Origin of the sequence: Leptospira neocaledonica (genome assembly GCF_002812205.1) — a bacterium.
GTDB classification, from domain to species: Bacteria; Spirochaetota; Leptospiria; order Leptospirales; family Leptospiraceae; genus Leptospira_B; species Leptospira_B neocaledonica.
In genome coordinates this window covers 39,723-53,091 of the sequence record NZ_NPEA01000001.1, presented here as the reverse complement: position 1 = coordinate 53,091, position 13,369 = coordinate 39,723, and the positions used below count along the sequence as shown (strand labels likewise).

The following is a 13,369-nucleotide window of genomic DNA, read 5'->3' as shown; positions in this document are numbered from 1 at the left end:
ATGAAACTTTTTTCATTACATTCAGTTTTTCTTAAGTTCCTTCGGAAAAGAAAAAGGTCCGGATTTACGCTAATAGAATTAACTATAGTCGCAGCCTTATTAGGTGTTCTGCTAGGAATGGTATTCGGGACTTATGCGACTATTTTAAAAGTCACTCGCCCAACTTCAGGCTCCGAAGGTGTAGATAGAGAAAAGGCGATTTCCGTTATCGAAAATATTCGAAGTACTTTGACCATGGCATTCTATTTTCAAACCGAAAAAAATCTGGTCTTTGTAAGTAGAAAAGGACGCAAATCAGAAGATGGTCCAAGACATCCTGGCGAAAGTACCAAGGATCATTTTATAGTATTTGCAGCGGTTCATCCCAACTCGGAAGAAGTTGCCCTTCCAGAAGTAAGAGAAGTTGAATATTATCTAAAACAAAAAGACGGTACTGATTATTATAAATTGATGAGAAGAGAAGACGAGATCGTCGACAAATATCCTTTCGTGGGCGGACAAGAATATGAGTTATTGGATAACGTAAAATCTCTCTCCTTTAAATTTTCCAAAACGGGAAAAGAATGGGAAGAAGAATGGGACTCCTTCCAAAGAAAAAGTATCCCACGCCTTATCCGGATAGAGATCATCGCGAATATGGGAAATAAGGAAAGACGTTTCGAAACTCTTGCCTTCCCAGGGATGCTTCTGAAATGAATTCAGGTCTCGGTCTAAAAGGCAGAAGATTTTCCAGAAGAAGAGGAGCGATCGTTTTGCTCTTAGTCGGAGGAATCGGTGTGGCTGCTTTAACCACCACCTTAGATTTTGCGGAAAGATCTATGGCGGAATATAAAATTTCCCAAGGAGAAATGTCGGGTTTCAAGGCTTCTCTTTTAGCAAAGGCAGGATTCCAAGGAGCCTTGGCCGCACTTAGAAAAATTCCAGAAGAACAATTATACCAATCCGGGATAGGCCTAAATCCGCCGCCAGTTCCAATGGGAGGAGGGTGGATCTATTATAAGATCCAAGGCGAAGATGGAAAAATTAATCTAAATTCTATCTTCAATGCAGACACAAAAGAACTCAATTTAAGAAACCAAGAAATGGCCCAGAGACTTCTGGAACGTTTGGGAATGAAGAGGGACCTTTTCAATCCTGTGATTGATTGGCTGGATGATGATAGTCAGGGGAATTTCGAAATTTCCTATTATGAAAAACTGACACCTCCCAGAAAAATCAAAAATGCTTATATGTATTCTCTATCAGAGCTTACCTCCGTGAAAGGTTTTGACCCTAAAATAGTGTATGGCTCCCAAAAACCTCCCGACTATGAACAAAAGTATTCCAAGGATTTTATGTCCGACGAGGAGAAAAGCCTGATCGGGGAGTCCGATTTCGTACTAGCAAATAATTTGACAGCATTTGTTCCCTTTCAGAGGAATTACGACGATAGAATCAACTTGAACGCCGCGCCGTACTTCGTTTTAATGTCTCTATCCGATTTTATGAACCGCCAATCCGTCCTTCAGATCATGAAAATGAAAATCAAAAAGGGCGGCTACCTGAAGGACATTAAGGATCTAGAGACCATCCCGGAATTTCAGGTACCTTCCGTGGGCGGGCTTTCTCTCTACAAAGAATTAGCGGGAGAAGGAACCGATGTGTCCGGTGGAAGGATCAAAACAAAGGGTGAAATTTTCCGGATCAGCGCAGTCGGGGAAGTAGAAAGAAACTATAATAGTAAAAAAAGTTCCGATGTTATGAAAGGCCCTAAAATTGTCCGCAGGATCACCGGAATTTTTGACCTGACCAATAACCTGATGCTATATTATAGAGAAGATTAATGTTCTTATACGAAAAGTTTTTAACCGTAGATTACGGTACGAATTCCGTAAAGGGTGCTCTGTTCCAGAGAGTAGCAGGGAACCTGACCTTGCTTCGAGCGGAATCCATGCCCATTTCCAGAATGGAAGAAAAAGAATACGAAACAAATGTACTTCGTTTTATAAATACCTACTTTGCCGAAGAACATGCGATCGTACTTTCTCTTTCACTAGACAGACTCTTTGTTAGAGAGATCTCCATCCCATTAACTACCGAAAAAGCAGTGAGAGAAGTAATCCCCTTTGAGATAGAAAGTAGGGTCCCTTTTCCTATGGAAACCGTAGAAGTATTAGGATCCGTTTGGAGAATCGACCAAGAGAAGTCGGATGTGATCACTTATACTTCTCATCATTCTGAGTTTGATACATTAGCCTCTCCTTTTCTGGAATCTAGCCTTGTATTCCGTGGGATCTTTGTGGATTCAATCTGTTTGGGTTCTGTTGTTTCCAAACATTTGCATAAAGAGATCCAATTTGCAAATGTTGCCCAGTTGGATATAGGCGGCAAAAAATCAATCTTGAATGTCACTAAGGATGGAAAGATCGCTCATACACGTTTTCTTTCCGTAGGTGGGGATACTCTTACAGAAGAAATTTCAAAAGCATTAAAGATCCCTAAAGATAAAGCAGAAGCCTTAAAGACTAGTATTCAATTCGAGCCATTCCATTCTCCGGAAGACGGTTTAAATTTATTTGCAAAAGAATACAAACTTAAAATCGGAGATATCAAAAAGGCGTTCAGCATTGCTCAGGATTTTTTTACGTCCTTAAGCGAAGAAGTCCGAAGAAGTTTTCTTTCCTTAGAAGAAACGGAAAGACCTGAAGTTGTTTTTCTTTCCGGAGAAGGAAGTAAGGTCAGAGACTTGGAATCCTTTTTAGGAGAAAACCTTGGAATCCAAGCGAGAAGATATGATTTTTTAAGCGCCGATCCGGATAGATTTGCCACTTGCTATGGAATGGCATACCATCTAATCCAATCAAAAAAATCTAAAATAGATTTTTTGGAAACCCCTTATGTCAAAAGGCTTAATAAAAATTTATTCGATATCAGTATATTCAAACCTCATATTATCTTGAGTTCGGTTTCTTTTGTTCTTTTGATCGGAGTATTTTTCCTAGGAATCATTTCCGATAAAAGAAAACTCGCAGCAGCGAATAAAATCCTGGCCGAAAAAGTAAAATCGAGTACCGGTTCCAGTGTTCCTTCTAACAGGGATCCAATAGAATTTGCAAAAAGCCTAAGAGATGGCGCTGAAAGAAAAACGGAACTATATAGAAAGTATCTTTCTAAACCGAGTGTTTTAGACGTACTACATGAAATTTCCTTAAAGTTCCCTGATCCAGGGATGCAACCTTTCTTATTCCAGAGTATTACTTACGACAACGGTACTGTTTCGATCCAGGGTGCTGTAAATGAAATTTCAGAAATCGGAGTTTTTGAAAATTCATTAAAACGTTCTCCTTTATTTAAAACTGTAAAAACGGAAAATAAAGGACAGCATTACGGCCTTAAAACCTTTAAGACACTTTTTGTCATAAAACTGGAAGTCGTGTCTAAAATAGAAGATCGAGGCGGCGATTAGATTAAGCTTATGTTGCAAAAACTACAACCTAGAGAAAAAATCTTAGTATTGGTCGCCGCTGGATTGGTAGTGCTCCTTCTGGCAATATTGGTGGTCCGAAAAATTTATAAACTTAGAACGGACCTTTCTGAGACTGTCAGCAATACCCCTGGACTTGTTGCTCAATTAGACAGCACGATTTCTGAATATCTATTTTTTAGAGGTTTAGAATCTGTAAATACGGGAGAGAATGACCAAAGTACCTTTGCAGCTAAATTGGAAAAAATTTTTACGGATAACGGAGTTAAGGAAAGGATTTCAACAATGAGACCGATCCCTGCTAGACCGATCGACAAAGATAAATACCAGGTAATTATTTTCGAAGTAAGCCTAAGAGGCGTTCCTTTGGAAAATATTATGACAGTTTTATATGATATTGAAAAAGGCAATAAAGTAAATGCCCGGGTGGAGTATTTCCAAACTAATAAACCTTACCAAGACAAGAATACCTACGACGTGAACATGAAAATTGCGGCCTATAGTGTCGCCCCCGGAAAATAAGATGGCTCGCGCAAAAAAAATAGAAATAGAAGAAGAGGAACAACTCATCTCAAACGAGGAAGAAGAATTCCTCACGATGGAATTGGAGGAATTACCTCCTGATGAATTAGAGGAGGACGATACTCCCAGATTTTCTCTCAAACAAAAACTCATACTGATCGGAAGCGGTTTAGTTTCGTTCCTTCTTTTTTTGATCCTTTTATTCCCTTACGAAAACATAGTCCGACAACTCATGAATTCATCTTCCGGACAACCAAGTAGTGTATTTTTTAATGAATTATCAGTCTCCGTCCTACTCGGAAAAGTTTCCGTAAAATCTATGGAGATCATGGGCCAAACGTTTAAGATCCGATCTAAAGACGCTCAGATCAAGGCAGGCCTTTTTTCTTTATTAAGAAAAAAGGTAAACGGTGATTTCGAAATAGAAGAATTGGAAGTAGATTACGACGGCCAAACTTTAGGAAACATAGGTGAATTAGAAGGCCATTTGCAGTTGGACTCTTTAAGCGTTCCAGCCAGCAGATTTGGTGGAGCATTCTCACTTAAAATGCCGGAAGGAAAATTCGGATCCTTCCCGAACCTTCCCGAAATTCCTTTTATAGGAAAAATAGAAAACTTTTTCGTAAATAAGATACTCATCACTTCCAGAATTGACCAAGGAATGGTGGAATTCGAAGAATTTATCATAGATACTTCAGTCGCAAGATTAGATCTACATGGGAACTTAAGACTTTCAGATTCGATCGCCAATTCCCAATTGAATCTAAGAGCCTGCTTCGAGTTAGAAAGGAATTTTGCATCTGCTGCAGAAAATCAAATCATCGTAGGCGCCTTAGATCTTCTTGAAAAAAGCGGAAGTGGGAAATGTATCCCGATCACTGGGACTTTTCAAAGACCTGAATTCAAGATCCCCGGTTTGAACGCTCCTGCAGGTTTGCCTGGGGCAGGCCCCGTTCCTTAATAGTAAAACGTATGACCTCCAATGATATCCACCTTAGTCCTTTTATTCTTAGGTTCGATATTAGCTTTTTGGATAAGCGCAGTATGCGGAGGAGGCGCAAGCCTAATACTGATCCCGATTTTGACAGGATTATTAGCTGCTTCCTTCGTTCCGTTTTCTTTAACGATTGGCACCGCAGTCAGTTCCGTTTCTAGAATTATAGTATTTAGAAAAAGTATACATTGGAAAATATTCTACTGGTTTGTTCCCTTTTCAATACCTGCGGTTTTGTTGGGAGCCTGGTTACTAAAATTCCTTAATCCGTTATATCTCCAATTATTGATTTCGTTCTTTCTAATTGCAAACCTTCCGCAAATTTTGAAACCGAAGACAGCCCCTGATGAAACAGGAACTCCAGATCCGAACTATATTTTAGCCTGTCTCGGATTCTTTTCCGGTTTTATATCAGGGGTTACCGGCGCAATTGGATTGGTATTCAATAGGTTTTATCTTAAATACGGTCTGAATAAGGAGGAAATTATAGCAACCAGGGCAGCTAACGAATTATTTTTGCATTTATTCAAATTAGTTGTTTATATTTGTCTTGGTTTTTATTCCGAATTGGCATTGTATCTAGGGCTTTCTATAGCATTCGCGTCTATCATCTCTTCATACACTATAAAATTTATATTACCGCATATTAGTGATTTTGTTTTTAAAAAAATCGGCTACGGCTCCATGATTGTCGCAGGCATTTTCCTTCTTTCGAGTTCCTTTGTACAAATAATCGATAAAGACAATATTCATATTTCTAAAAATTGGGTGGTTGGAGAAACTGAAACGACTATCAATTGGAGAGAAAGTAGTTTGGTCCTGGAATTCGAATTGGACGACGGATTGGAAATCGAACGACCCATTCAACCTATCGAATTACCGGATCATCTAAAATTAAAGTATGATTCTCTGATCCAAAAATATGATAAAATCCTAATAGAAAAGGTCTTCCGATTTCGGGAACCTGTTAGTTACGAATTTTATTGTTACAAAGGGGCTAATTTAGCTAAATTTGAATTTTCAGAATAAGGTTAGTTATCTTATATCTGGCGGAAACACTGTCGCATTAAGTCATAAAAAAACCTCGAATAACAATCTGCTACCCGAGGTTTTTCTTTTTATCCAGACTGGAACTCTTTAGATCAAGAACATCCAGTGGTTGCCCCGCAGGACATACATTTCAAACAGGAACCGTTTCTTACCATCTCGAAAGATCCACATTCTGTGCAGGAATCTCCAGTATAACCTTTGATCCTTGCCATTTTGATCTCTTCCATCAGAGCAATTCCTGAGCTAGGCTTCTCTGTCCTCATCATCTGAGAGTAGGAAATTGTTTCCGGCTCGGAAGCAGGAGCAGTTTCCACTACTGCAGAAGCTACTGGTTGAACAGGTGCCTTAGGTTGGATGGACTCAGAAGATTTTCTGGATCCAATCTCGTCTCCTCTTAGATCTTCAGGAGCTACTTGGCCAAGGTCGTATCTTCCCAGGTAAGTGATCGCAAGTTCTCTGAAGATAAAATCGATTACGGAAGTACTCATTTTGATATGTTTATTTCCGGTCACGATACCATTTGGCTCGAATTTGAAAAATGTGAATGCATCCACAAACTCTTCTAATGGAACTCCATGTTGTAGACCAAGAGATACTGAAATCGCAAATGCGTTCATCAAACTTCTGAATGCTGCACCTTCTTTGTGCATATCCACGAAGATCTCTCCGAGTTGTCCGTCTTCGTATTCACCAGTTCTTAAATAAACTTTGTGACCGCCAACAACTGCTTTTTGAGTATAACCGGCTCTTCTGTTAGGAAGTTTACGTCTATGAGAGATATATTTATAAACGATCTTTTCTGCAAATTGAGAAGGATCTTTAGCAACCGCAGCTTCTGCGATCTCTTCTTGTTCTTCTAACTCGATTCCATTTAGAAGTTCCAATACGGAGTTCAAAGGCTGAGAAAGTTTAGATCCGTCACGGTAAAGTGCATTCGCTTTTACCATCATTTTCCAAGAGATATAATATGCGTTTTTGATATCTTCAATAGTTGCATCTTCTGGAAGGTTGATCGTCTTAGAGATCGCACCGCTGATGAAAGGCTGAGCTGCAGCCATAGTGCGGATATGAGACTCATAAGAAAGATAACGCTTTCCGTATTTACCACATTTGTTCGCACAATCGAATACAGGGTAATCTTTCTCTTTTAAGTAAGGAGCGTTCTCGATGGTCATTGTTCCACAAACATAATCATTTGCTTTATTGATCTCATCTTTAGAGAAACCTAAATGTTCGAGCAAATTGAATGTGAAAGAATCATACGTTTCTTTTGCGATCCCTAAGTTCTTTTGTAAGAAATTCTCACCTAAGTTAAACTTATTAAATGCAAAATTAATATCAAACGCGTAAGGAAGAGAAGCTTCTACTTTTTCCAAGATTTCGTTCGTGAAACCTTTTTCTTTCAGGCTTTGTGTATTGATTACAGGAGCTCCGTTTAAGGTAGCATGTCCTTTACAATAATTCACGATAGATTCGATTTCGGAAGGGGAGTATCCAAGTTTACGAAGAGCCAAAGGAACGGATTGGTTGATAATTTTGAAATAACCACCACCCGCTAATTTTTTGAATTTCACCAAAGCAAAATCAGGCTCGATACCAGTAGTATCACAATCCATTACAAGACCGATAGTTCCTGTTGGTGCGATTACTGTAACTTGTGCGTTTCTGTATCCATGAGCTTCTCCTAAAGAAACTGCATTATCAGAATCTTCTTGAGCTGCTTTCAAAAGGTAAGAAGGGCAGTATGCAGGATCAATTCCTACAGGAGTGATGGTCAAACCTTCGTAATCTTCAGAAGGAACATTATACGCCGCTCTTTTGTGGTTTCTTAGAACTCTAAGCATATGCTTTTTGTTCTTCTCATAACCAGGAAATGGTCCGAGCTCTTTTGCCATTTCCGCAGAAGTAGCATAAGCGGTCATATGCATGATAGAAGTGATGGCACCAGTGATCGCCATTGCTTCCTTGGAATCATATGGAATTCCCATGATCATCAATGCAGAACCAAGGTTTGCATATCCGAGCCCAAGAGTTCTGAACTTATAAGAAAGTTCTGCAATTTCTCTAGAAGGGAACTGAGCCATGGTCACGGAAATCTCTAAGATGATTGTCCAAAGGCGGCAAAGATAACGGAAACTTTCTACATCGAAAACAAGAGTTTCAGGATCTACAAATTTCTGTAAGTTCGCAGAAGCCAAGTTACATGCAGTATTGTCCAAGAACATGTACTCTGAACATGGGTTGGAAGCATTAATGTTTCCATCTTCCGGACAAGTATGCCATTCGTTGATGGTAGTATGATACTGTGTTCCAGGGTCAGCAGAAGACCAAGCTGCAAAAGAAATTCTATCCCAAAGATCTCTTGCTCTAATGGTTTTTGCAGGTTTAGCAGCTCTTTTTTCTTTGAGAGCTTTTTCCTTTTCAGTTCTGTTATATAAATGCCAAGGAAGATCTTGTTCTACAGCAGTCATGAACTCATTCGGAAGGCGAACAGAGTTATTGCTGTTTTGTCCGGAAACGGTATTGTATGCTTCTGATTGCCAGTCTGTGGTTAACTCTTCGAATATAAGTTCTCTGTATCCTTGTCTGGCAAGATCGATCACTCTTTTGATATAATTGTCTGGAATTAAAACTTTCTTAGCTTCTACGATGGTTTTCTTAAGAGCGGCATTCTTTTTAGGTTCGAAACGATCCTCTCCCTCCATCTCGTAACAAGCTTTCATGATCGCATTCAGATGTCTGTTGTTCAGAATGGATCCAGTTACAAGAGAAGCTACTTTTTTCTCTTCTTCTACTTTCCAATCTACGAAACGATCGATATCCGGATGATCTACATCCAAACATACCATTTTAGCAGCACGACGAGTGGTCCCGCCAGACTTGATCGCACCGGCAGCACGGTCTCCGATCTTTAAGAAACTCATTAAACCGGAACTTTTTCCTCCACCAGAAAGGGATTCGTTTTCCGCTCTCAGGTTAGAGAAGTTGGTTCCTGTTCCGGAACCGTATTTGAATAGGCGAGCCTCACGGACCCAAAGATCCATGATACCACCTTCATTGACTAGATCATCATCTACACTTTGGATAAAACATGCATGAGGTTGTGGATGTTCGTATGCGGAAGCAGATTTTACCAATTTTCCACTGGTAGGATCCACATAGAAATGTCCTTGGGATTTACCGTCGATCCCATACGCCCAATGTAATCCAGTATTGAACCACTGAGGGGAGTTAGGAGCGGACATTTGAGAAGCCAGCATGAAAGAGACTTCTTCGTAGAAAGTTTTAGCGCTTTCTTCGTCTGAAAAATAACCGTATTTATATCCCCAATAGGTCCAGCAGCCCGCTAAACGATGGAAAACTTCCTGTGCGGAAGCCTCTCCACCGAAACGATCTTCTGCTTTTAAAGAAGAAAGTTTTTCAGTGTCTGGTTCAGAGCGTTGTAACCATTCTGGAATGCCTTTTTCATCTACTTTTTTTAAGTATTTTGGCACTCCTTTGCGTCTGAAATACTTCTGGGCAAGAATATCTACTGCAACTTGAGACCATTGGTCCGGAACAAGAATGTCCTTAGCTTCGAAAACGACAGAACCATCCGGGTTAGAAATTTTAGAATTCCTTTTAACCCAATTTAAGTCCTTGGAAAATCCCTTCTCAGGTGAAGTGAAATGTTTATTTAGCTTCATAGCATGCTCCTTATGAAACTCCGGCAAAATATAGTGCGTTTTTGGATTATGTCACGCTACTATAGCTTTCGCATTTTCAGGTAGCACTTTTCCAAAAGCTGTTCGGTTTTTGCCGGAAAAATTGTTTGTAGATCCGATCAGAAAATACCTATGTCTCGAAGATTTTTCATTGCCAGCCTGCCTCATTTCTAAAAACTGGATTCTGCTACCACGACACTCCCCTTTAGCTCAGTCGGTAGAGCAAGTGACTGTTAATCACTGGGTCGCAGGTTCGAGCCCTGCAGGGGGAGCCATCTCTGTCTTTCCTTCAAATCTTACCAAATTTCGGCCAATTTACGATCTAGTTAATAGACCCTGTAGATCCACATTTGTTTAGTCTTTTTGCGATAATTTACGTAATTTTATCCAATATTTACTACGAAAAAGCCTGAAAAGTAACGGCCATTTACCCACAAAAATACAGGTTAGGGCGACTCTTCGCTAACGCTCAGACCGCGCTTCTACGGGTTCGCGCATTCGCGCTCATCCGGGCAAGCCCGGACTAAAGCCCTTCGCATCGCTGTCGCAGCCTTTTACACAAATTCCCGGATTTTCGCAGAAAAAGCCAAATACTCCGTCCAAAAACGTCCCTTTTTTGCCTGATTTCGCATAATAACGTGTTTGTTATGCGAAATCAGGCCGCTCTGCCGAAACCACTTTATATAACAACCGATCGATTATAAAGATTCCCCTTATATAAGGGGAGAATAAGAATTTTTCCATTCATCATACTTAGATCCACTTTCATCCCAAACTCATTGCACATACGTACAAATACTTATACCTTCTTAGTATGTCGCGAAAAATAGCACTGGCTGCCGTATCCATTCTTATCATAAGCTTATTTGTTCTTTTGGTGATTCCTTCTTCTTCGAAGGACACTGAGGCTGCCCATTCTCATTCACCCAAAAGCGGTTTTTCCGAAAGATTCTCTTCTTTATCTAATTTTTTAGGCCTTAACTCCTCTTCTTCCAATGAAGATGAAGAAGGACTTATTCCTGCTTCTCTTTTGAGAAACGAAACTCCTGACAACTTATATTGGATAGCTGTGGCAACTCCGAGAGATGCCGCGGAAACAAAAGCCCAACATGAACTTCGAGAAGATTGGGCGGCTCTTTATGGAAAAATTTATTCCAATAAAGCGACCCGCAAAGAGATAGATCAGTATTATACGGCTCAGATCAAACTACAAGAAGATCAATTGGAGCTATTGAAGATCATGGAGGATAGATATCCGGAACGTTTGAATGACGATTCGAGAAGAATGATCCTAGCTGGCAAGGAACTATATGCTAAAAAGTTAAAAAACGTAAAAGATGAATATGAAAAACACATAAACCAAAAATAGATTTGGAGAGAATTATGAATTATCGGTCAATACGAAGATCCGTATTCGGCTTCGTAGTATGTACGATGTTTTTCGCAGGAAGCGCATCCGTGTTTGCGGATCCTTATTGGGGAACATTCAAGAAGGATAGCTGCACGTCGATTTTCCCGGGCAAGCGTCAGTATTCTGCCATCCTTTACGGGATCCCTTCGGGACAAAGCTGGGAGACTACATGCGCGAATATGGGAGCAACCATTAACGGCCAAGTATTTACAAAGCCTAGTCGTTGTAAGAACACCGGTTTAAATATGTGGGGAGAATTCGATTTAATCGACGACTCCTGCGAAGCGAACTGGTCCGCAACAGACGACGGTGGAGGTTATAACTGGACTCATAAAAATGACGGTTGCCAGACTTCCGGAACATACGCGGGCAAAAGAAAGTATTCTTCCCGTATTTGGAACGTAGTAGGTATTACCTGGGAAGCTGCTTGCGCTCAATTGCCTCTTACTATCGCGGGTAAAACTTATACAACTCCAACTCGTTGTGTGAATACCGGAACCACAGGTATGTGGGGAGAATGGTATGTTGCAGATTCAAGTTGTGAGTCCGCTCCAAAAGTGTATGCAAGAGGTGCTCAGGATTCTCTCAAAAAATCTGGAACTCTTTCAGGTTATGTGGATCTTCATACTCACCCGATGGCTCATCTAGGCTTTGGAGGAGTGATCTTCCATGGAGCTCCTTATGGAGAACCTGCTACTGCACTCGCGGACTGCCCTAGTATGTCTAACGAAGGCCATTCCGCAGGACACTCCAGAGTAGAAGCAATCGTACAAGACGATATTATCGGAGCTCTACTTTCTACCGCAAAACATGATAATAGAGGATACGCAAGTTTCCCTTATTGGCCGGCAAACAATAGCTACACTCACCAGACAATGTATTATGAGTGGGTCAAACGTGCTTATGAAGGTGGCCTCAGAACTATGGTGGTGCTTGCAGTAAACGGTGACTATATGTTCGGAGCAACGGACAATGGTCTTCCTGATATTATCAAAGGTATCGCAATTGCAACGGATCCAATTTATGATCTAAACGACATGAACACTTTACGTCGCCAAACCCAAGCAGTATATGATATGCAAACTTGGATCGATCAGAAGAGCGGGGGAGCGGGCCTTGGATGGTTCCGTATCGTAAAAACTCCTGCAGAGGCACAAAGTGTGATCGCAGCCGGTAAACTTGCGGTTGTTTTAGGTGCGGAAGTAGACTATTTAGTAGATTGTACTACAACCACTTGTACAGACACCATGATCACCCAAGGTGTTCAGGAAATGTATGACGCAGGTTTACGTTATATCTTCCCGATCCACTTGAAAACAAACGGATTCGGCGGTGCAGGTCTTTACAATATCCTAGGAAGCGGAACCAAGTACGATTGTAAACATTACGGCCAAGATTGTAACGTTGCAGGTTTAACTTCTTACGGACCTAAGATCATGAAAGCCCTTATGAAAAAAGGGATGATCATAGACGTAGGTCATATGTCCGCAAGATCCTTGGATGGAGCACTGACATACGCTGAGCAACAAGCTTATCCAGGTATTGTTACTGGTCACACCGGTGTTTACGATATGGCGAATAAAGCAAATCGTCACGAGGCAAATCCAACCGGAACAGCGCTCAAACGTATCATTGCATTAGGTGGAATGATCGGGCTGATCCCAGGACAAGGAAATTTGGATGAAGTAGGGGAATGGAGACAAAACTCTGATGGATCCTATATTTCTCACGCTTGTGGAGGAACTACTCAGACATTCGCACAATCCTATCAGTATCTTAGAAATCTGATCGGAGACCAAGCTTATGACGGAAGAATTAGTGTCGGAACCGACTTTAACGGATTCGCTCATATGCCTGGACCTCGTTACGGAACCCGCGCATGTCCAGGAGGAGTGTCCACAATCACTCAACCTGATTCAGCTAAAGTAGGATACCCTTTTGCGCCGGATGCATCCATTAGAAAAGCTGCAACTCTTTCAGCACTTCCTTCTCTTGGAAAATATACCTTCGGAAATAGGACATTCGACTTTAATACAGAAGGAGCAGCTCATATAGGGCTTATGCCGGACTTCTTTGAAGATTTGAGACAGCAAGGTTTAAAACGTTCTGATCTGGAACCGGTTTATAGATCCGCTGACTTCTTCACCACTATGTGGCAGAATGCAGTCACAAGAGGTGCGAGCATCCAATAAAGAAATCTAACGAAATAGATTTTTCTTAAGCCC

The 13,369-nt window shown here is 40.8% G+C and carries 9 protein-coding genes and 1 tRNA gene; 9 read left to right on the top strand and 1 reads right to left on the bottom strand.

Annotation, left to right across the window (positions count from 1 at the left end; translation table 11 throughout):
- Genes CH365_RS00240 through CH365_RS00215 form a run of 6 tightly spaced genes read left to right on the top strand, consistent with a single transcriptional unit; the run spans window position 1 to window position 6,008 of the window.
- Window positions 1–696: a type II secretion system protein gene (locus CH365_RS00240; RefSeq protein ID WP_100766610.1), complete on the top strand. Its 696-nt coding sequence runs from the start codon at window positions 1–3 to the stop codon at window positions 694–696.
- Window positions 693–1,823, top strand: a complete 1,131-nt coding sequence (locus tag CH365_RS00235; RefSeq protein WP_100766609.1) for a type II secretion system minor pseudopilin — start codon at window positions 693–695, stop codon at window positions 1,821–1,823. Before CH365_RS00240 ends, CH365_RS00235 begins: the two co-directional genes overlap by 4 nt.
- On the top strand, window positions 1,823–3,445 hold the full coding sequence (locus CH365_RS00230; protein WP_100766608.1) for a cell division FtsA domain-containing protein: 1,623 nt from the start codon (window positions 1,823–1,825) through the stop codon (window positions 3,443–3,445). Before CH365_RS00235 ends, CH365_RS00230 begins: the two co-directional genes overlap by 1 nt.
- 9 nt (window positions 3,446–3,454) lie before the next feature.
- Window positions 3,455–3,985 (top strand): hypothetical protein, encoded by a 531-nt coding sequence (locus tag CH365_RS00225; protein ID WP_100766607.1) that lies wholly within the window; start codon window positions 3,455–3,457, stop codon window positions 3,983–3,985.
- Window position 3,986: 1 nt separating this feature from the next.
- Window positions 3,987–4,946, top strand: coding sequence for a type II secretion system protein GspN (gene gspN / locus CH365_RS00220; protein ID WP_100766606.1), 960 nt, complete (start codon window positions 3,987–3,989; stop codon window positions 4,944–4,946).
- 21 nt (window positions 4,947–4,967) lie between these two features.
- Window positions 4,968–6,008, top strand: a complete 1,041-nt coding sequence (locus CH365_RS00215) for a sulfite exporter TauE/SafE family protein (RefSeq protein WP_100766605.1) — start codon at window positions 4,968–4,970, stop codon at window positions 6,006–6,008.
- 113 nt (window positions 6,009–6,121) lie between these two features.
- Here the strand turns inward: CH365_RS00215 and CH365_RS00210 are convergent, their stop codons facing one another.
- Window positions 6,122–9,715 (bottom strand): vitamin B12-dependent ribonucleotide reductase, encoded by a 3,594-nt coding sequence (locus tag CH365_RS00210; RefSeq protein ID WP_100766604.1) that lies wholly within the window; start codon window positions 9,713–9,715, stop codon window positions 6,122–6,124.
- A 217-nt stretch (window positions 9,716–9,932) separates the two neighbouring features.
- Between CH365_RS00210 and CH365_RS00205 the strand changes: the two genes are divergently transcribed.
- From CH365_RS00205 to CH365_RS00195, 3 genes are all read left to right on the top strand, one after another.
- Window positions 9,933–10,008 (top strand) — tRNA-Asn (locus CH365_RS00205).
- A 539-nt stretch (window positions 10,009–10,547) separates the two neighbouring features.
- Entirely contained in the window at window positions 10,548–11,102 is a 555-nt protein-coding gene (locus CH365_RS00200; RefSeq protein WP_100766603.1) for a hypothetical protein, read from the top strand.
- Window positions 11,103–11,116: 14 nt separating this feature from the next.
- Window positions 11,117–13,336, top strand: coding sequence for a membrane dipeptidase (locus CH365_RS00195; protein ID WP_100766602.1), 2,220 nt, complete (start codon window positions 11,117–11,119; stop codon window positions 13,334–13,336).
- Window positions 13,337–13,369: the final 33 nt, after the last annotated feature.

Coding starts and splice junctions, on each gene's coding strand:
- CH365_RS00225 (WP_100766607.1), top strand. CDS start 3,455: ATGTTGCAAAAACTACAACCTAGAGAAAAAATCTTAGTATTGGTCGCC.
- gspN (WP_100766606.1), top strand. CDS start 3,987: ATGGCTCGCGCAAAAAAAATAGAAATAGAAGAAGAGGAACAACTCATC.
- CH365_RS00230 (WP_100766608.1), top strand. CDS start 1,823: ATGTTCTTATACGAAAAGTTTTTAACCGTAGATTACGGTACGAATTCC.
- CH365_RS00240 (WP_100766610.1), top strand. CDS start 1: ATGAAACTTTTTTCATTACATTCAGTTTTTCTTAAGTTCCTTCGGAAA.
- CH365_RS00210 (WP_100766604.1), bottom strand. CDS start 9,715: ATGAAGCTAAATAAACATTTCACTTCACCTGAGAAGGGATTTTCCAAG.
- CH365_RS00215 (WP_100766605.1), top strand. CDS start 4,968: ATGATATCCACCTTAGTCCTTTTATTCTTAGGTTCGATATTAGCTTTT.
- CH365_RS00195 (WP_100766602.1), top strand. CDS start 11,117: ATGAATTATCGGTCAATACGAAGATCCGTATTCGGCTTCGTAGTATGT.
- CH365_RS00235 (WP_100766609.1), top strand. CDS start 693: ATGAATTCAGGTCTCGGTCTAAAAGGCAGAAGATTTTCCAGAAGAAGA.
- CH365_RS00200 (WP_100766603.1), top strand. CDS start 10,548: ATGTCGCGAAAAATAGCACTGGCTGCCGTATCCATTCTTATCATAAGC.